This window comes from Mycobacterium szulgai, assembly GCF_002116635.1.
Classification (GTDB): Bacteria; Actinomycetota; Actinomycetes; order Mycobacteriales; family Mycobacteriaceae; genus Mycobacterium; species Mycobacterium szulgai.
In genome coordinates, this window is record NZ_LQPW01000176.1 from 1 (window position 1) to 19,153 (window position 19,153).

Below are 19,153 nucleotides of genomic sequence, written 5' to 3' on the forward strand. Positions count from 1 at the left end.
GCTGTGCCGGGGGGGGCGGTACCGGGGGGAGCGGCGGTGGTGTCGGGGAAGGGGGTGCCGGGGGAAGAGGCGGTGGTGTCGGGGAAGCCGGTGGCGGAGCTGGCCGGGGTGCTACGGGGCGCACCCTGTCCCGCAGGTATTCCTCGCGCTCGTTCATGGGCTCCTCAGCTGATGGGTGACCAGAATCTCGGAAGGTCTGAGAAGGGCTAGGCACCAGTATCGGTCAGGTCCAACTCGATTTAGAGTCCTATTAATATTGTGCAAACTCAGGTAGTCCGAAGGCTGTGGTGCTTTCGGTGCGCCCGGCGCGGCTGCACGCGCGATTCGGGCGGCAGTGCTGCCACGTCTTATCGCAGGCCGTGTTGCCGGTGTGACTGATGCACCCCACGCCGGCGATCGCCGCGGCAGACGGCCGGCCAAACTTGTAGCAAACTCGTTTAAGCGCATGGTGTGTGGCCACCCGGCCGACCGGCCCAGTGTGTGCCGCGATACCGTCGATGACCGGTAACCGCGAATTTACGTTGCTGCCAGCCCGCGGGTTAGTATTGGGAAGTTGGCATGTCAGGCGGGTTTTGTCATATCGTTTTACGACTTGTCGAGATCGGTTAAAAGGCCGCCGTTCAACGCTGCACGGACGAATCAACAACCGAACCGTCTCCGCCTGTCGAACAGCCTATCGACAGGACCGAAGGGGTCAAGCCCGCAACCTCCGGGTCGCGGCCCAGTCGGAGCCGATGATGAGGCCGTTGCAAAAGTCTGGTGAAGGGTTAGGTGGGGAATGACGCCCAAGCGCGTCGGGCTGTACAACTCCGCGTATGAACACGATTCATGCGGTGTTGCCATGGTCGTCGATATGCACGGCCGGCGTAGCCGCGACATCGTGGACAAGGCGATCACCGCGCTGCTCAACCTCGAACATCGCGGCGCTCAGGGCGCCGAGCCGCGCAGCGGTGACGGCGCCGGCATCTTGATCCAGGTCCCGGACGACTTCCTGCGCGCGGTGGTGGACTTCGAGCTGCCCGCCGCGGGCAGCTACGCCACCGGTATCGCATTCTTGCCCCAGTCATCCAAAGACGCCGCCGCGGCATGCGCGGCAGTGGAGAAGATCGCCGAAGCCGAAGGGCTGAAGGTGCTGGGCTGGCGCCACGTGCCCACCGACGACTCGTCGCTGGGTGCGTTGTCGCGGGACGCGATGCCCACCTTCCGCCAGGTGTTCATGGCCGGGGCTACCGGCATGGCGCTGGAGCGCCGCGCCTACGTCGTCCGCAAGCGCGCCGAACACGAACTCGGCACCAAGGGCCCCGGCCAGGATGGGCCGGGCCGGGAAACGGTGTACTTCCCGAGCCTGTCCGGCCAGACGCTCGTATACAAGGGCATGCTGACCACCCCGCAGCTCAAAGCGTTCTACCTTGACCTGCAGGACGACCGGATGACCAGCGCCCTGGGCATCGTGCATTCGCGGTTCTCCACGAACACCTTCCCGTCGTGGCCGTTGGCCCATCCGTTCCGCCGCGTCGCCCACAACGGCGAAATCAACACGGTCACCGGCAACGAGAACTGGATGCGGGCCCGGGAGGCGCTGATCAAGACCGACGTCTTCGGCTCGGAAGATGACGTCGAGAAGCTGTTCCCGATCTGTACCCCCGCCGCCTCCGACACTCAGCGCTTCGACGAGGTGGTCGAGCTACTGCACCTAGGCGGGCGCAGCCTGGCGCACTCGGTGCTGATGATGATCCCCGAGGCATGGGAGCGCCACGAGTCGATGGACCCCGCGCGACGGGCCTTTTACCAGTACCACGCATCGCTGATGGAGCCGTGGGACGGCCCCGCGTCGATCACCTTCACCGACGGCACCATTGTGGGCGCGGTGCTGGACCGCAACGGCCTGCGGCCGTCCCGCATCTGGGTCACCGCCGATGGCCTGGTCGTGATGGCTTCCGAAGCGGGCGTCCTGGACCTGGACCCGTCGACCGTGGTGCAGCGGATGCGGTTACAGCCCGGCCGGATGTTCCTGGTGGACACGGCCCAAGGCCGCATCGTCTCGGACGAGGAGATCAAGTCCGAACTGGCCGCCGAGCACCCGTATCAGGAATGGCTCGACAAGGGCCTGGTGCCGATCGACAAGCTGCCGGCTAACAAGTACGTTCGCATGCCGCACCACCGACTTGTCATGCGGCAGCAGACTTTTGGCTACACCTACGAGGAGCTGAACCTGCTGGTAGCGCCCATGGTGCGCACCGGCGCGGAGCCGATCGGGTCGATGGGCACCGATACCCCGATCGCGGTGTTGTCGCGGCGGCCGAAGATGCTGTACGACTACTTCCACCAGCTCTTCGCTCAGGTGACCAACCCGCCGCTGGACGCCATCCGCGAAGAAGTGGTGACCAGCCTGCAAGGCACCACCGGCGGTGAGCGCGACCTGCTCAACCCGGACGAGAACTCCTGTCACCAGATCATGCTGCCCCAGCCGATCCTGCGGAACTACGAGCTGGCCAAACTGATCAACCTCAACCCCGAGGACGAGGTCAACGGACGCCCACATGGCATGCGATCCAAGGTGATTCGCTGTCTGTACCCGGTGGCCGAGGGCGGCGCAGGACTGGCAGCCGCGCTGGACGAGGTGCGGGCCCAAGCCTCAGCGGCGATCGCCGACGGCGCCCGGATGATCATCTTGTCCGACCGTCATTCCGACGAGCAGATGGCACCGATACCGTCACTGCTCGCCGTCGGCGCGGTACACCACCACCTGGTGCGCGATCGCACCCGCACCCATGTGGGCCTGGTCGTCGAATCCGGCGATGCCCGCGAGGTGCACCACATGGCGATGCTGGTCGGTTGCGGCGCCGCCGCCGTCAATCCCTACCTGGCGTTCGAGTCGATCGAGGACATGCTCGACCGCGGCGTCTTGGAGGGTGTCGGCGACGGGATCGACCGCAACACCGCGTTGAAGAATTACGTCAAGGCGGCGGGCAAGGGCGTGCTGAAAGTTATGTCCAAGATGGGCATTTCGACGCTGGCGTCCTACACCGGGGCGCAGCTGTTCCAGGCCGTCGGCGTCTCCGAGGAGGTCCTCGACGAGTACTTCACTGGATTGAGCTGTCCCACCGGGGGAATCACCCTCGATGACATTGCCGCCGACGTCGCCACCCGGCACGCACTGGCGTACCTGGACCGGCCCGACGAACGCGCGCACCGCGAACTCGAAGTCGGCGGCGATTACCAGTGGCGCCGCGAAGGCGAATACCACCTTTTCAACCCCGAGACGGTGTTCAAACTCCAACACGCCACTCGCACCGGCCAATACAAGATCTTCAAGGAGTACACCCGTCTGGTCGACGACCAGAGCGAGCGCATGGCATCGTTGCGCGGGCTGCTCAAGTTCCGGGCCGGGGTACGTGCTCCGATTCCGATCGAAGAGGTCGAGCCGGCCAGCGAGATCGTCAAGCGCTTCTCCACGGGGGCGATGAGCTACGGCTCGATCTCGGCCGAAGCGCACGAGACCCTTGCCATCGCGATGAACCGGCTGGGTGGCCGGTCCAACAGCGGTGAGGGCGGCGAGGATGTCAAGCGATTCGAGCGCGACCCCAACGGTGACTGGCGCCGCAGCGCCATCAAGCAGGTTGCGTCCGCCCGGTTCGGCGTCACCTCGCATTACCTGACCAACTGCACCGACATTCAGATCAAGATGGCCCAGGGCGCCAAACCCGGTGAGGGCGGCCAACTTCCGGGGCACAAGGTGTACCCGTGGGTGGCTTCGGTGCGGCACTCCACCCCGGGCGTCGGCCTGATTTCGCCGCCGCCGCACCATGACATCTACTCCATCGAGGATCTGGCGCAGCTGATCCACGACCTGAAGAACGCCAACCCATCAGCACGGGTGCACGTCAAGCTGGTCTCCGAGAACGGAGTCGGTACGGTCGCGGCCGGTGTTTCCAAGGCGCACGCCGACGTGGTGCTGATTTCCGGCCACGACGGCGGCACCGGCGCCACCCCGCTGACGTCGATGAAGCACGCCGGCGCACCATGGGAGTTGGGTCTGGCCGAGACACAGCAGACGTTGCTGCTCAACGGGTTACGCGACCGGATCGTCGTCCAGGTCGATGGCCAGCTCAAAACCGGACGCGACGTCATGATCGCCACGCTGCTGGGCGCCGAGGAGTTCGGCTTTGCCACCGCCCCGCTGGTGGTGGCCGGCTGCATCATGATGCGGGTGTGTCACCTCGACACCTGCCCGGTCGGTGTCGCCACGCAGAATCCGGTGCTACGTGAACGGTTCACCGGCAAGCCTGAATTCGTGGAGAACTTCTTCCTGTTCATTGCCGAAGAAGTCCGCGAATACATGGCGCAGCTGGGTTTCCGCACCGTCAACGAAGCCGTCGGTCAGGCCGGCGCGCTGGACACGACGCTGGCGCGGGCGCACTGGAAGGCGCACCGGCTGGACCTGACGCCCGTTCTGCACGAGCCCGAGTCGGCGTTCATGAACCAGGACCTGTACTGCAGTTCCCGCCAGGACCACGGCCTGGACAAGGCGCTCGACCAGCAGTTGATCGTCATGAGCCGGGAGGCGTTGGATTCGGGTAAACCAGTGCGTTTCTCGACGACCATCAGCAACGTCAACCGCACGGTCGGCACCATGCTCGGCCACGAGGTGACCAAAGCTTATGGTGGCCAAGGGCTTCCGGACGGCACCATCGACATCACCTTCGACGGGTCGGCGGGCAACAGCTTCGGCGCCTTTGTGCCCAAAGGCATTACGCTGCGGATCTACGGTGACGCCAACGACTACGTGGGCAAGGGACTGTCGGGCGGCCGGATCGTGGTGCGCCCGTCGGACAACGCGCCCCAGGACTACGTGGCCGAGGACAACATCATCGGCGGCAACGTGATTCTGTTCGGCGCCACCAGCGGAGAGGTTTTCCTGCGCGGCGTGGTCGGCGAGCGGTTCGCGGTCCGCAACTCCGGTGCACACGCGGTCGTCGAGGGTGTGGGCGATCACGGGTGTGAATACATGACCGGTGGCCGGGTGGTGATCCTGGGCCGGACCGGACGTAACTTCGCCGCGGGTATGTCTGGAGGCGTCGCCTATGTCTACGACCCCGACGGCGAGCTAACCAACAACCTGAACATTGAGATGGTCGAGGCGGAAACCCTCGACGAGGAGGATGTGGATTACTTGCACGGCATCATTGCGGCACACGTCGATGCCACCGATTCCGCTGTGGGACAGCGGATCCTGGCAGATTGGTCCGGACAGAAACGGCACTTCGTCAAGGTGATGCCGCGCGACTACAAGCGGGTGTTGCAGGCGATCGCGGAAGCCGAGCGCGACGGTGTCGATGTCGACAAGGCGATCATGGCGGCCGCACATGGCTGATCCGAGCGGCTTCCTGAAATACACGCATCGGGAACTGCCGAAGCGCCGACCTGTCGAACTGCGCCTGCGCGACTGGAACGAGGTCTACGAGGACTTCGACGAAGAGACCTTGCGCCACCAGGCAACCCGTTGCATGGACTGCGGTATTCCCTTCTGCCACAACGGCTGTCCGCTGGGCAACTTGATCCCGGAATGGAACGACCTGGTGCGCCGGGGCCGGTTCCGTGACGCGATCGAACGGTTGCATGCCACCAATAACTTCCCGGACTTCACCGGCCGGCTGTGTCCGGCCCCGTGTGAGCCGGCGTGTGTGCTCGGCATCAACCAGGATCCGGTCACCATCAAACAGATCGAGCTGGAGATCATCGACCGGGCCTTCGATGAAGGCTGGGTCGAGCCGGTCCGGCCGCACTGCGAGACCGGGAAGACCGTCGCCGTCGTGGGCTCGGGCCCGGCAGGCCTGGCGGCCGCTCAACAGCTGACTCGCGCGGGGCACAGTGTCACCGTATTCGAGCGCGACGACCGCATCGGCGGTTTGCTGCGCTATGGCATTCCCGAGTTCAAGATGGAAAAGCGCGTCCTGGACCGGCGGCTGGAGCAGATGCGTGCCGAAGGCACCGAATTCCGGGCCGGCGTCAACGTGGGCGCCGACCTCACCGTCGAGCAACTGCGAGCTGATTTCGATGCGGTGGTATTGGCCGGCGGTGCCACCGCCGCGCGCGACCTGCCCATTCCCGGCCGGGATCTGGATGGCATCCACCAGGCGATGGAGTACCTGCCCTGGGGCAACCGGGTTCAGGAGGGCGATGACGTTTTGGGTCCCGACGGGCAGCCCCCGATCACCGCACACGGCAAGCGGGTCGTCATCATCGGCGGCGGCGACACCGGGGCCGACTGCCTGGGTACCGCACACCGCCAGGGTGCGGTCAACATCCACCAGTTCGAGATCATGCCGCGCCCGCCGGACACTCGCGCCGAATCGACACCGTGGCCGATGTACCCACTGATGTACCGGGTTTCGTCGGCGCACGAGGAAGGCGGCGAGCGGGTGTTCTCGGTAAACACCGAGGAGTTCGTCGGTAAGGATGGCCACGTAGCCGCACTCAAGGTGCACGAAGTGACCATGCAGGACGGCAAATTCGTCAAGGTCGAGGGCTCAGATTTCGAGTTGGAGGCCGACCTGGTTTTGCTGGCGATGGGGTTCGTCGGCCCGGAGCAGCCGGGGCTGCTCACCGATCTCGGGGTCAAGCTGACCGACCGCGGAAACGTCGCCCGCAACGACGACTTCGAGACCTCGGTCCCGGGTGTGTTCGTTGCCGGTGACATGGGTCGCGGCCAGTCGCTGATCGTCTGGGCGATTGCTGAGGGCAGGGCGGCGGCGGCCGGTGTGGACCGCCATTTGATGGGCGCGAGCGCGCTTCCGGCGCCGATCAAACCGACGGCCGCTCCCATACACTAGTCACATCAGTAACACCAGAAACATTTGATAAATTGCTCGGCGCGCCGTCGACCGTTTGCCAGAACCGGGGTGTCTAATAGCTCTCTGTGGGCTGGATCACATAGACGTCAGATGTGAAGCCCGGATGAGTTATCGGATCGCAGGAGTGCCACTGTGCATAGCAACCCAGTACCCCGGTCACGCATGGGGCGAATCGCCTGGTCATGGTTTCGCCACCCGGTGAAAAGCCACGAGTTTCCCGCCAAACACGAACGTCTGGTAACCGCCGAAGAGCTACTGCGCTTCGCCGTGTAGGAGTGCGGGCCCGCGTAGCCGCGGGCCCGCGATAGTTTGCTCGCCTTAATCGACGTGTTATCTGCAGAGCCCGGAGTCCCGTATCTTCTCCGCCAACGGCTCCAGGACGGCCGGATCGTGCGGAGGCGTGATGTAGACGATTCCGAGGTCCAGACCTTCGGCGGCCAGCGCGGCCGCGCCGTCGATCACCTTCGAGTAGTCGCGGTCCGGCTCCAAGCGCAGATGGGCCGACAGCGTGATCTCTTTCGGATCGCGACCTATGTCTGCGCAATGCGACGCCAGGACGGCGCGCTTGCGCGCGAATTCCTCAGGCGGACCACCGACGAAGTTCCAGTGCTGGGCATAGCGTGCGGTGATCCGTAGCGTGCGCTTCTCCCCGCTGCCGCCGATGCAGATCGGCGGGTGTGGGCGCTGCGGCCCCTTCGGTTCGTTGCGAGCACCCTTGAGCTGGTAGTACTTGCCGTCGAAGTCGGTGGTGTCCTGGCTGAGCAGGCTGGTCAGCACCTGACAGGCTTCCTCGAACCGATCGAACCGTTCCCTGATGGTGCCCAGTTCGATCCCGTAGGCGCCGGATTCCTCCTCGTTCCAGCCGGCGCCGATACCCAGCTCGAGCCGGCCGCCCGAGATGACGTCGAGTGCGGCCGCCATGTTGGCCAGCACGGCGGGATGACGGTAGTGGATGCCGGTCACCAGGGTGCCCAACCGCAGCCGTGTGGTGGCCTGGGCCAGCGCGGTCAGCGTTGTCCAGCCCTCCAGGCACGGCCCGGTGGAGTCGCTGAAAATCGGATAGAAGTGATCGAACGTCCACCCCGACTCGTAGACGTCGATGGCGTCGGCGGCTTGCCAGACGGCAAGCATGTCGGCCCAGGTGGTCTCTTGCGGTGAGGTCTTGAACGCGAATCGCATTAGTCCGACCGTAGTCGCAGTTTGTGAAGCGCAACTAAACTCGGGTAACGATGAACTTCGCCATACACATCGAACGCATCGATATTTCACTGACCCTGGCTGCGGCCGGCGTGATCTTTCTTTTGGCGCTTGTTCTCGGGGTGTGGAAGTACCGGCAGATCATGGTGTCCGACGATCACCGCGCGCACCCCTACGTGGACATCGCTCATCGGGCGGCGCTGCTCTACTCGTTTGCGACGCTGCTGATCGCGGTCTTCGTCGCATTCAGCGCCTGGCCGGTCTGGGTGAACCTCTCCGCCGCCGCGGTGGTGGTGTTCTTTTTCGTCGCGGCCATCGGAAGTTACATCGCGCACGGCGCCCGCCGGGACACCGAAAACCAGTTCAACCCTCCGGCGCGGGGAACGGGAACGGCGATGGCCCTGCTGATTCTCGGCGAAATAGGCGGCTTCGCAGTAATTTTCGCAGGATTTATCGCGGGGCAGCTGTGGACCCAGTAATTGCGCTGCGGCAAATCGCTTACTACAAAGACCGTAGCCGCCACGACGCGCGACGCGTCATGGCTTATCGCAACGCCGCCGACATCGTCGAGAAGCTGGACGACGCGCAGCGTGAGCGGCACGGCCAGGCCAACAGCTGGCAGTCGTTGCCGGGCATCGGTCCCAAGACCGCGAAGGTCATCGACCAGGCCTGGTCCGGTCGCGAACCCGATCTCCTGATCGAATTGCGTTCTGCAGCGCAAGATCTCGGCGGCGGCGATATCCGGGCCGCGTTACGCGGCGATCTGCACCTGCATTCCAATTGGTCGGACGGTTCGGCGCCGATCGGTGAGATGATGGCCACCGCGGCCTCGCTGGGGCATGAGTACTGCGCACTGACCGACCACTCGCCGCGGTTGACCATCGCTAACGGCCTTTCTCCGGACCGGCTGCGCAAGCAGCTCGACGTAATCGATGGGCTGCGTGAGCAATTCGCGCCGCTGCGCATCCTCACCGGGATCGAGGTCGACATTCTCGACGACGGCAGCCTGGACCAGGAACCCGAGCTGCTGGAGCGGCTGGACATCGTGGTGGCCAGCGTGCACTCCAAGCTCTCCATGGATGCCGCGGCAATGACCCGCCGCATGGTCAATGCGGTCGCCAACCCGCACGCCGACGTGCTTGGTCACTGCACCGGGCGGCTGGTCTCCGGCAACCGGGGTATCCGGCCGGAATCGGCATTCGATGCCGAGGCGGTGTTCACCGCATGCCGTGACCACGGCACCGCCGTGGAGATCAATTCCCGTCCGGAGCGCCGGGACCCACCGAGCCGTCTGCTGGACCTTGCGCGCGACATCGGCTGCGTATTCAGCATCGACACCGATGCGCACGCGCCCGGACAGCTGGACTTCCTGGGTTACGGTGCGCAGCGCGCACTCGACGCCGAAGTCCCGGTGGACCGCATCATCAACACCTGGCCGGCCGATCGGCTGCTGGAGTGGGCTCACTAGTCGGGAAGGCGGGGCATCTCCAGTCCGGGGTCACGCCCGACCAGTACCGCGCGCGTCACCGCGGATTTGCCGTAGCGCCGGCGGATCTGGTCGACGGCGGCGTCGATGGAATCGGGCGTCTCGCCGGGCAATGGCAGCATGAGTTGCTGGGAGCCGCTGCGGTCAATGCCCGACACCGCGAACCCGACCAGCGTCAGGCCACGCTCGGCGATCACGGGGGCGGCCGAGGCGACCAGTCGCCGGGCCGCGGCCAGGATGGGCTGTGTCGAGGACGTGGCCCACGGCAGCGTGTGAGAACGCGTTGCGCGGGTGAAGTCGTCGAACCGCAGCCGCAGCACCACGGTTCGTCCGGTGCGTCCGGCGGCGCGCATTCGGCCGGTGATGCGGTCGATCAAGGTGACAACAACGGCATCGATTTCGCCTGGTGACATGGTGTTGCCGACGCGGCCCAGTGCGCGCTGCGCGCCCACCGAGCGGCGCCGCACACTGGTCGTGACTCGGCGTTGGTCGATGTTGCGCGACAGCGCATACAGTTGGCGGCCCATGGCGCCGCCGACCATCGAGGCCAGCGTCGACTCGCCGAGTTCGGCGACTTCGGCGACGGTGGTGATGCCGTGAGCGTGCAATTTGTCGGCCGTCTTGGCGCCCACGCCCCACAGCCGGCGCACCGGCAGCGGATGCAGGAATCCCAGTTCCTGATCGGGCGGTACCAGTAGCAGCCCGTCGGGCTTGGCCTCCTGGCTGGCTACCTTCGCAAGGAACTTGGTTCGCGCGATTCCGACGGTGATGGGCAGACCCACCTGGTCGCGCACATCGGCGCGGAGCCGGGCGCCGATCTGGACCGGCGTGCCTGACACCCGCCGCAGGCCGCCGACGTCGAGAAACGCCTCGTCCACCGAAAGCGGCTCGACCAATGGCGTGCAGTGGCGAAACACCTCGAACACCGCGTCGCTGGCCTGCTGATAAGCGGACATTCGCGGGCGCACCACCACGGCATGCGGGCAAAGCCGACGCGCCTGCCCGCCGCCCATCGCGGTACGTACGCCGTAGGCCTTGGCTTCATAGCTGGCGGCCAGCACAACTCCGCCGCCGACGATCACCGGGCGGCCCTGCAACGTCGGGTCGTCCCGCTGTTCGACGGAGGCATAAAACGAGTCCAGATCCGCGTGCAGGATGGACGCCTCGCACCGCACGAACACATGTTCGCATGGCGGGGTGACAAGCCCAGGACGCTAGCGGGCCTCGCCGTAGATGCTGTTGACCCAGACATGGACCAGTGCGTCGAGGACTTGGGCTTCGGGCACCGAGGGTTCTTCCCCGGCGAACGACGCGAACAACGACCGTTCGTTCATCAGGTTGAGGACGGTGGCCAGTTCATGGCTGGGCAGGGTGTGCGGAGCGGCACCACGGTCGCGCTCGTCGTCGATCTTCGTAGCCGAGAAGGTGATCCACTTTTGCATGAACGTCGACCACAGCTCCCGCAGCTCACCGCTGGTGTCCCGGGCGGCCATGCTGGCGCGGGTTACAGCTTTGTGCGATCCGAACGCTTCGAAGAAGACGCTGATGCCGGTGCGCCACATGTTCTCGTGGTCGGCGTCGCTGGTTTCGGCCAGAGCCTGCAACGCGGAGTCTGCTTCGTTGACCACGTGGTCGAGCAGCGCCAGCAGCACCGCTTCCTTGGACGGGAAATAGAAGTAGAACGTGGGCCGCGAGATCCCGGCGCCCTTGGCCAGGTCGTCGACCGAGATGTCGGCCAGCGGACGATCCTGCAGCAGTTGCTCTGCGGTTGAAAGGATTGCCAGCTCACGTTCGTCGCCGGATGGGCGTGCGCTACGCCGGCCACCTCTGAGCGGGGTTCTGCTGGCAGGGGAAGTGGCCACGACGGCAGGTTACACCGTGTTGAGAATCTCGACATCTTGTCGAGGCTGGCCGTTACGGCAGCCCGTTGCGTCCGTCCGCACCAAGCAGCGAGCCGCCGGTTCCGCCCAGACCTGCAGTCCCGGAGCCGAGACCGCCGGTACCGGCGTTGCCGCCGTTCCCGCCGTCTTCAATCAGCACAGCGTTGCCGCCGGCACCACCATTGCCGCCCTTGCCGGTGCCGTCGGGGCTGCCCTGCCCGCCGGCGCCGCCGTTGCCGCCGTCGCCAATCTGCCCGGCCTTGCCGCCGGCACCGCCATGGCCGCCGGTGTCGACGCCGAAACCGCCGGCCCCGCCGTCGCCTCCGTCGCCCGAGAGCAGGCCCGCATCGCCGCCGGCGCCCCCCGCGCCGCCGGCCTTGCCGCTGGACCCGCCGGCGCCGCCAGCGCCGCCAGCGCCGTAGTAAGTGCCGCCATGGCCGCCGCTGCCACCGGCTCCGCCTTGACTGGTGCTGAACCCGCCCGTGCCGCCGCTACCTCCTGCGCCGAACAACCCGCCAGCCCCGCCGGTACCGCCGGCCCCGGCGGTCGTCCCGCTGCTACCTCCGGTACCGCCGGCGCCGCCGCTGGCGCCGAAGAATCCGGCGGCCCCACCGGCTCCACCGGCGCCGCCGAGTGTGGGCCCGCGACCGCCGGCTCCACCGGCGCCGCCCGAGCCGAACAAGCCACCTGCGCCGCCGGCACCGCCTGCCGCGCCCTTACTGAAGAGGCCGAATCCACCGCTGCCGCCCGCGCCACCGGCACTGAACACTCCGCCGGCACCGCCGGTGCCACCCGCGCCGCCGTTGACGCCGCCCTGACCGCCGTCGCCACCAATGCCGGCGAGGCTGAACAGCCCACCAGCTCCGCCTGTGCCTCCGGCGCCCCCGGTCCCGTTGCCGTACGCCCCGGCACCGCCGCCGCCGGCGGCCCCGAACATCCCGGCGGCTCCGCCGTGGCCACCGACACCGCCGGTGTTGGCGTAGCCGCCGTGGCCGCCGGTGCCGCCATGGTTGCCGAACAGTCCGGCGCTGCCGGCGTCCCCGCCGGCTCCGCCGATGCCTTTCGCGAAGTTGAGGCTGACCCCGCCGATCCCGCCGCTGCCGCCGTCGCCGAACAATCCGCCGGCTCCGCCGGCGCCGCCGGCCCCAGCTGCGACGGTCGCCGTGGTGCCGGCCGCCCCGCCGCCGCCCCCGACACCGCCGGTGCCGAATAACAGGCCGCCGCGACCCCCGGCGCCACCTGCCCCGCCAGCTCCGGCGGTGAGGCCGGTCGATTCCCCGCCGGCCCCGCCGGCGCCGCCGTTACCGAACAGTCCACCGGCCCCGCCGGCACCACCGGCTTGGCCGACGGTGCCGGGCGCACCGGACCCGCCCGCACCGCCGTTGCCGAACAACCACCCGCCCGGGGTGCCGTCGTGTCCGGTTCCCGCGGCGCCGTTGCTGCCGTTGCCGATCAGCGGGCGTCCGGTGAGGGCTTGGGTGGGCCCATTGACCGCGTCGAAGACCCCTTGCAGGGGTCCGCCGGATCCGGCGGCGCCGATGGTGCCGTCGGTGGCGCCGGTTCCGGGATTGCCGGCGTTCCCGCCGGTGCCGAGCAGCACGCCGTTGCCGCCGTTGCCGCCGTTGCCACCTTGGCCGCCAAGGCCGGTGATGCCCTGGCCGCCGGCGCCGCCGCTACCGGAGTCGCCGACAAACCCGGCCTTGCCGCCGTTGCCGCCGTCGCCTCCGACTTTGCCGAAGCCGCCGGCGCCGCCGGCGCCACCCGAGCCGCCGATCAGGCCGGCGTTGCCACCCGTACCGCCGGCGCCGCCCGTGGCGGCGAAGCTGACACCGCCCGCGCCGCCAGCACCGCCTGAGCCGAAGACGATGCCGCCGTTGCCGCCATTGCCGCCGCTGCCCGCCTTATCGCTGGAGACAAGCGAGGTGAGGTTCGTCCCGCCGGTTCCGCCGTTGCCTCCAGAACCGAACAGCCCGCCGTTGCCACCGTTGCCGCCTGCCCCGCCGGCAGACAGGATGCCGGTGTTGCCGCCGTTGCCGCCAGCGCCGCCGGTGGCACCGAAGTAACCGGCGGCTCCGCCGGCACCGCCGACGCCGCCGAGTGTGATGCTGTATCCGCCGTCGCCGCCCGAGCCGCCCGAGCCGAACAGGCCGCCGGCACCCCCTGCTCCACCGGTGCCTCCCTCGACGGCGCCGGCGGCGCCGGCTCCACCGGCCCCGCCCGCGCTGAACAATCCACCTGCACCGCCGGCGCCACCCGCACCGCCCACACCGGCGGCGCCGTTGGCAACGCCACCGTCGCCGCCGCTGCCCCCAGGGGTGAACAAGCCGCCTGCCCCGCCCGCGCCACCGGCGCCGCCAACGCCCGCGCCGCCGGTGGCGAGGCCACCTAAACCGCCATCGCCGGCGGCGCCCAACAGGCCGGCCGCGCCGCCGGCCCCGCCGGCACCTCCGCTGGCACCGAATCCGCCGCCACCGCCGGTGCCGCCGTGATTGCCGAAGAATCCGGCGGCGCCACCGGTACCGCCGCCGCCGCCATTAGCCGCAGCGTTTCGGGCGTATCCGCCGGTGCCACCGGCCCCGCCGTTGCCGAACAGCCCGCCGGCGCCGCCGGCCCCGCCGGCCCCGGCGGTCACGGTGGATGCGGCCCCGCTGGTCCCGCCGGTTCCGCCGGCGCCGCCAGTTCCGAACAACGCGCCGCCGGCCCCGCCGGCTCCGCCGGCTCCAGCCGTGCCGGTGGTCGATTCGCCGCCGGCTCCACCCGCGCCGCCGTTGCCGAAGAGACCGGCAGCCCCGCCGGTGCCGCCGCGTTGGCCGTCGGCGCCGGACGCGCCGGATCCGCCCGCACCGCCGTTGCCCCACAACCAGCCGCCCGGCGTGCCATTGCCGCCGGTGCCGGGAGCTCCGTTGGCGCCGTTGCCGGTCAACGGTCGCCCGGTCAGCGCCTGTACTTGCACGTTGATCGCGTTGAGCAGTTGTTGCACCGGGTTGTTGGCAGCCGCTGCGTTGATGGCCTCCGCTGAGGCATACGCCGCCGAGCCGGCAGTCAAGCCGCGTTGGAATTCGGCATGGAAGGCCGCCGCTTGTCGGCTGAGCGCCTGATATCCCTGACCGTGGGCGGAGAACAACGCTGCGACGGCCGCCGAGACCTCATCCTCGGCTGCGGCCGTAAGCCGGGTTGTTTGCGCCGCCGCGACGGTGTTTGCCGCGCTCAGCGCCGAACCGAGACCGATCAGATCGGTCGCCGCTGTTGCGAGCGAGTCCGGCAGTGCGATAAGGAACGACATCTCACCCACCTCCTGCAATTGCGGCGGACTATAACGCGGTGAGCGGGCTGCAGTGACCAGGTTCGCAATATCCATTTGCTTGGCGGTTAATTTGCCGGAAGGGCCTTATTCGACATACCGTTGGCGAACTCGACACACTGTTGATAACTTGGTTCCATGACTGAGCACCTAGACGTCGTCATTGTGGGCGCCGGCATTTCGGGGGTGAGTGCGGCCTGGCATTTGCAGGATCGCTGCCCGACCAAGCGCTACGCGATCCTGGAGAAGCGCCAAGCCATGGGCGGCACCTGGGATCTGTTCCGCTACCCGGGCATTCGCTCGGACTCCGACATGTACACGCTCGGATTCCGCTTCCGTCCCTGGACCGACCGCCAGGCCATCGCCGACGGCAAGCCGATCCTCGACTACGTCAAGAGCACGGCGGAAATGTACGGCATAGACAAGCACATCCGGCTCAACCAGAAAGTGCTCAGCGCTGATTGGTCGAGCAGGGAGAATCGCTGGACCGTCCAGATCGAATGCGACGGCGTACCGAGTTCGATCACGTGCTCATTCCTCTTTCTGTGCAGCGGCTACTACAACTACGAGGAGGGCTACTCGCCCAAGTTCCCCGGTGCCGAGGATTTCAGCGGCCCGATCATCCATCCCCAGCACTGGCCCGAGGACCTGGACTACGCCGGCAAGCGGGTGGTTGTCATCGGCAGTGGGGCCACCTCGGTCACTCTTGTTCCAGCACTGGCGAATTCGGGCGCGCAGCATGTCACCATGCTGCAGCGCTCGCCCACCTACATCGTGTCCCAACCCGAAGAGGACACCATTGCCGAGCGGCTCAACCGCTGGCTTCCGGAGAAGATGGCGTACACCGCCGTGCGGTGGAAGAACGTTCTGCGTCAGCAGGCTGTGTACGGGGCCTGTCAGAAGTGGCCGCGCCGGATGCGAAAAATGTTCATGGGCCTGGTCCAGCGCCAGCTTCCCGAGGACTTCGACGTCCGCAAACACTTCGGGCCGCACTATAACCCGTGGGAGCAGCGGTTGTGCCTGGTGCCCAACGGAGACCTGTTCCGGGCCATCCGGCACGGCAAGGTCGACGTGGTCACTGACACCATCGACCGGTTCACGGCGACCGGAATCCGGCTGAACTCGGGGCGGGAACTGCCGGCCGACATCATCATCACCGCAACGGGTTTGAACCTGCAGCTGTTCGGTGGCGCGAGCGCTACCGTCGACGGACAGCCGGTGGACCTGACCAAGACGATGGCCTATAAGGGCATGATGCTGTCCGGCATTCCGAACATGGCCTACACCGTCGGCTACACCAATGCGTCGTGGACCTTGAAGGCCGACCTGGTTTCGGAGTTCGTCTGCCGCCTGCTTAATTACATGGACGACAAGGGTTTTGACACGGTTGTGGTGGAGAATCCGCCCGCGGATGTCGACGAGCGCCCATTCATGGAGTTCACCCCGGGTTATGTATTGCGCTCACTCGACGAATTGCCCAAGCAGGGTTCGCGCACCCCGTGGCGCCTGAACCAGAACTACCTGCGCGATATCCACCTCATCCGGCGCGGCAAGATCAACGACGAGGGTCTGCGGTTTGCCAAAAAGCCTGTCCCAGTGGGAGTTTAGGGGCAGTTCAGGACCCTGCAGCGACGACGACAACGCCGTCGTCGTCGCTGTAGGCGATGTCCCCGGGAACGAATGTCACACCGCCCAAGGTGATTTCGACGCCGCGTTCGCCGGCGCCGGTTTTGGTGCTTTTGCGGGGGTTGGTGCCCAGCGCCTTGATGCCGATATCGATGCCGCGCAGTGCGGCGGAGTCGCGGACCGCGCCGTTGACCACCAGCCCGGACCAGCCGTTGGAGCGGGCCAGCTCGGCGATTACGTCACCGACCAATGCCGAGTGCAGGGAGCCGGCACCGTCGATGACAAGCACGCCGCCCGCGCCGGGCTCCGAGAGTACGGACTTCAACAACGCGTTGTCCTGGAAGCAGCGCACGGTGCTGATCGGCCCGGCGAATTCGGTGCGGCCGCCGAACTGCCGGAATTGCAGGTCGCAGCTACGCACGTCCGGCCCGATGTCGTCGACGAGATCGGCCGTCGGCCGAAATGACAAGGTCATCGATCAGCGGCGCCGCAGTTGGCGGACCAGCAGCAGCGCCAGCAGGCTGAGCGTGATGGCGACGAGCACCGGCACCGGCGACTGTAGCGGCGACGGTGCCGATGTTTCGCGGGGGAGTGGGTTGTTCGCGTGGTCAACCGTCGACTTCGCTTGTGCAGCTGCGTCTTTGGCGGCAGCGGCCAGCTGACCGTTGGTTTCGGCTCGATGTGCTACGCCGAGCACCTCGTCGGCCAGCTTCGGGGGCGCGGGTTCAGCCGCCTTGGCCGGTGCCTTCTTGGCCGGCGCCTTTTTCGCGGGTGTCTTCTTGGCGGGTGCCTTCTTTGCGGGGGCCTTTTTCGCGGGCGCTTTGGCGGCCTTCTTAGCGGGTGCCTTCTTGGCCGGGGGTGGCGGTGCGCCTTCGGGTTCGCTGTCGGGTCGATCCTGCGGGTCTGCCATGCGGCCGCTCCTTTGCAGCTTTATCGTCTTTGTCGTCGCTTACTAGGTCGGTGAACAATCGGGTCCCATCATGCCAGCCCAGCCGGCTGCGCTAAGGCTTGCGCCGCATGGCCCACAGGGCACCCGCGCCGACCGCGATGATCGTGCCCAGTGCGAACGGCCAGACCGGGACATCGTCGCCCTCGTTCGGGGGCGCGGCTACGACACCGGGGGTTGTAGCGCCGCGGGCCCACACCGGCTGCGCGGTCACGGTGGCCGTCATCGTCAGGGCGGTCAGTACCACGGCCAGCCACACGATCGGTAGTGAGCGCCTCATCGTCAGCTCAGCCCCAGACGGGCCATCAGGTCGGCCTCGACACCGTCCAATTGGGACGAGATCGCCGCGTGAGCGGTGCGGCGCCGAGCGGCCGGCATGTGCTCTGCGGCGGTGATAGCCGCCGATAGATCGGCGAGCCGATCGCTGACCGCCGCCACGAATTGTTTGGTCTCGGCGTCCTTGGGCTTCTTTTCTTGCACCGTCCGCAGCGACTGCTCGCATCCGGCGATCCGGGCCGACAGTCGCGCGCCGTGTCCGGAGAACTGGCCGACCTGAGCCAGCGGGATGCCGAGTTGGTCGGCGCGACGCTGATCCATCATCCCCCGGGCGGCGATAGCCGCGCGGTATATCACCGGCGTCAATATCGGCGCGAGCAGCCGTGAGACCGTCAGCGCGCGGCGAATTCGAGTGGGGGATAACAACTTACCTTCACGCACCGCCTTGAGTTCAGTCTCGGCGACCTTCACTGCAGCGCGATCGCTGTCGCGTTGCGCTTTGAGTTCCGCCTTGAGGGCCTTGTCCTGGGCCTTTTGGGCGGCCTTGAAGCGGCGCGCCTCGTTCTTGGCCGACAGCTTGGCTTCGAGCTTGGCGCGGGTCTTGAGAGCCCGGGCCTCGGCGCGACGGGTCGCGCGGCTCTTTCGCTTGCGGAACAGGCCCATTGCCGGCCGCCTCCCGGTATCTCGTGGACTATCGCGTGTGCGCGAGCGCTGGGCCAACCCTAATCGGAGCGGGCCGACCCCCGGCAGATGGGGCGTGGATGGGATTAGGCGTCGAGCCGCTCTGCGCGGCGCAACTCATCGATCCGGTCCACGACTTCCTGCTGTGCCTGGGCGGACAATCCCTGGGCCCGGACCGCTATGCGGCGGATGCTGTCCTCACGGCTGGTGGCCAGCCACTGCAGTTCCTTGTCGAGTTTTTCGTAGTAGTCGTCGTCGGTGAAGTAGGCGGGCTTGATCCGGAAGAAGTTGGCAAGGGCGGCCATGGTCGCTGTGGAGGGGTTCGTACGGTTGCCGGAGCGTAGCTGCGACAGGTAGGGAGCCGACATCGTGATGCCTTCCGCCTTGAGTGCCGCGATGACCTCCGCGGAGGTGTGCGGCCCTCTCCCTGGTGGATACACCGTGTCAAACAGGCGGTTAAGGCGAGCAGCGAACGTCGTGCTCATCGATATGACCTCCACTGGGCGGTAGCGCGAACACTTGTCTAGTTGTATTTGCTGATCATGGTAGCGACAGTTATGTCGCCAACCAAGTGCAAACCTACCCGGATTTGGTACCCGCGTGCCGGGCGGACGGTCGAGACCCCTCCGACGAGCATCCAAACGATTCGGCTAGGTGTCCACAAAATGAACGGATTTCACAGGTTATCCGCAGAATACACGTCGAGAACGCGCGCGACGACGGGCCCTGGCGGTCACCGCTGAAACACCGCGGTGGCCTGTGCAGGTCGCACGCACACGACCTCGGGCAACCAGCCGACGGCGCCGATTCGTCAGCAGACTCCTTTGCTGTCTGCCTTTGCTCGGCCGATCTCTGATGACCTGCGGCGCGCTTCGAAGCTCACCGGGACGGCTCCGGGGACGCCGC

The 19,153-nt window shown here is 67.0% G+C and carries 13 protein-coding genes and 1 pseudogene; 5 read left to right on the forward strand and 9 right to left on the reverse strand.

The genetic code is table 11. The features are described 5' to 3' along the window. Window positions 1-778 precede the first annotated feature (778 nt). Together gltB and AWC27_RS28185 are read left to right on the forward strand one after the other, a co-directional pair. Window positions 779-5,374: a glutamate synthase large subunit gene (gene gltB, locus AWC27_RS28180; protein WP_085674020.1), complete on the forward strand. Its 4,596-nt coding sequence runs from the start codon at window positions 779-781 to the stop codon at window positions 5,372-5,374. Then, a complete protein-coding gene (locus AWC27_RS28185) occupies window positions 5,367-6,833 on the forward strand; it encodes a glutamate synthase subunit beta (RefSeq protein WP_085674022.1) in 1,467 nt (488 codons plus the stop codon). Before gltB ends, AWC27_RS28185 begins: the two co-directional genes overlap by 8 nt. Window positions 6,834-7,184: 351 nt before the next feature. Here the strand turns inward: AWC27_RS28185 and AWC27_RS28190 are convergent, their stop codons facing one another. Continuing rightward, window positions 7,185-8,033 (reverse strand): LLM class F420-dependent oxidoreductase, encoded by an 849-nt coding sequence (locus AWC27_RS28190; RefSeq protein WP_085674024.1) that lies wholly within the window; start codon window positions 8,031-8,033, stop codon window positions 7,185-7,187. Window positions 8,034-8,083: 50 nt separating this feature from the next. On the opposite strand from AWC27_RS28190, the gene AWC27_RS28195 reads away from it, so the two are divergent. Beyond that, window positions 8,084-8,530, forward strand: coding sequence for a hypothetical protein (locus AWC27_RS28195; protein WP_085674026.1), 447 nt, complete (start codon window positions 8,084-8,086; stop codon window positions 8,528-8,530). Then, window positions 8,518-9,519, forward strand: coding sequence for a PHP domain-containing protein (locus AWC27_RS28200; protein ID WP_085674028.1), 1,002 nt, complete (start codon window positions 8,518-8,520; stop codon window positions 9,517-9,519). The genes AWC27_RS28195 and AWC27_RS28200 overlap by 13 nt, the downstream gene beginning before the upstream one ends. On the opposite strand, the gene dinB is transcribed toward AWC27_RS28200, so the two are convergent. The 3 genes from dinB to AWC27_RS28215 are packed head-to-tail and all read right to left on the reverse strand — an operon-like array spanning window position 9,516 to window position 14,700. Further along, window positions 9,516-10,718, reverse strand: a complete 1,203-nt coding sequence (gene dinB / locus AWC27_RS28205; RefSeq protein WP_085674030.1) for a DNA polymerase IV — start codon at window positions 10,716-10,718, stop codon at window positions 9,516-9,518. The genes AWC27_RS28200 and dinB overlap by 4 nt on opposite strands. A 33-nt stretch (window positions 10,719-10,751) precedes the next feature. Beyond that, window positions 10,752-11,399, reverse strand: a complete 648-nt coding sequence (locus AWC27_RS28210; protein WP_085674032.1) for a TetR/AcrR family transcriptional regulator — start codon at window positions 11,397-11,399, stop codon at window positions 10,752-10,754. Window positions 11,400-11,451: 52 nt separating this feature from the next. Then, window positions 11,452-14,700 carry a PE family protein gene (locus AWC27_RS28215; RefSeq protein ID WP_085674240.1) on the reverse strand — a complete coding sequence of 1,083 codons (3,249 nt, stop codon included), beginning with the start codon at window positions 14,698-14,700 and terminating at the stop codon, window positions 11,452-11,454. A 156-nt stretch (window positions 14,701-14,856) separates the two neighbouring features. On the opposite strand from AWC27_RS28215, the gene AWC27_RS28220 reads away from it, so the two are divergent. Then, window positions 14,857-16,326 carry a flavin-containing monooxygenase gene (locus AWC27_RS28220; protein WP_085674034.1) on the forward strand — a complete coding sequence of 490 codons (1,470 nt, stop codon included), beginning with the start codon at window positions 14,857-14,859 and terminating at the stop codon, window positions 16,324-16,326. A 7-nt stretch (window positions 16,327-16,333) separates the two neighbouring features. Here the strand turns inward: AWC27_RS28220 and rraA are convergent, their stop codons facing one another. The 5 genes and pseudogenes from rraA to AWC27_RS28245 all read right to left on the reverse strand — a co-directional run bounded on the left by rraA (window position 16,334) and on the right by AWC27_RS28245 (window position 18,732). Continuing rightward, window positions 16,334-16,819, reverse strand: coding sequence for a ribonuclease E activity regulator RraA (rraA, locus tag AWC27_RS28225; RefSeq protein WP_085674036.1), 486 nt, complete (start codon window positions 16,817-16,819; stop codon window positions 16,334-16,336). Between the two features lie 3 nt (window positions 16,820-16,822). Further along, window positions 16,823-17,212: pseudogene (locus tag AWC27_RS33450) on the reverse strand (Rv3852 family protein); the annotation flags it as partial. A gap of 133 nt (window positions 17,213-17,345) precedes the next feature. Continuing rightward, window positions 17,346-17,570, reverse strand: a complete 225-nt coding sequence (locus AWC27_RS28235) for a hypothetical protein (RefSeq protein ID WP_085674040.1) — start codon at window positions 17,568-17,570, stop codon at window positions 17,346-17,348. A gap of 2 nt (window positions 17,571-17,572) precedes the next feature. Further along, the gene (locus AWC27_RS28240) at window positions 17,573-18,229 is read right to left on the reverse strand and encodes a DUF6474 family protein (RefSeq protein ID WP_085674042.1); all 657 of its coding nucleotides are present in this window, start codon (window positions 18,227-18,229) and stop codon (window positions 17,573-17,575) included. Window positions 18,230-18,333: 104 nt separating this feature from the next. Continuing rightward, the gene (locus AWC27_RS28245; RefSeq protein ID WP_085674242.1) at window positions 18,334-18,732 is read right to left on the reverse strand and encodes a transcriptional regulator; all 399 of its coding nucleotides are present in this window, start codon (window positions 18,730-18,732) and stop codon (window positions 18,334-18,336) included. Between the last annotated feature and the right edge of the window lie 421 nt (window positions 18,733-19,153).

Bases quoted from the DNA above. Each gene is read 5' to 3' on its own strand.
- gltB (WP_085674020.1), top strand. From the start codon at position 779: ATGACGCCCAAGCGCGTCGGGCTGTACAACTCCGCGTATGAACACGAT.
- AWC27_RS28185 (WP_085674022.1), top strand. From the start codon at position 5,367: ATGGCTGATCCGAGCGGCTTCCTGAAATACACGCATCGGGAACTGCCG.
- AWC27_RS28190 (WP_085674024.1), bottom strand. From the start codon at position 8,033: ATGCGATTCGCGTTCAAGACCTCACCGCAAGAGACCACCTGGGCCGAC.
- AWC27_RS28195 (WP_085674026.1), top strand. From the start codon at position 8,084: ATGAACTTCGCCATACACATCGAACGCATCGATATTTCACTGACCCTG.
- AWC27_RS28215 (WP_085674240.1), bottom strand. From the start codon at position 14,700: ATGTCGTTCCTTATCGCACTGCCGGACTCGCTCGCAACAGCGGCGACC.
- AWC27_RS28220 (WP_085674034.1), top strand. From the start codon at position 14,857: ATGACTGAGCACCTAGACGTCGTCATTGTGGGCGCCGGCATTTCGGGG.
- rraA (WP_085674036.1), bottom strand. From the start codon at position 16,819: ATGACCTTGTCATTTCGGCCGACGGCCGATCTCGTCGACGACATCGGG.
- AWC27_RS28235 (WP_085674040.1), bottom strand. From the start codon at position 17,570: ATGAGGCGCTCACTACCGATCGTGTGGCTGGCCGTGGTACTGACCGCC.
- AWC27_RS28240 (WP_085674042.1), bottom strand. From the start codon at position 18,229: ATGGGCCTGTTCCGCAAGCGAAAGAGCCGCGCGACCCGTCGCGCCGAG.
- AWC27_RS28245 (WP_085674242.1), bottom strand. From the start codon at position 18,732: ATGAGCACGACGTTCGCTGCTCGCCTTAACCGCCTGTTTGACACGGTG.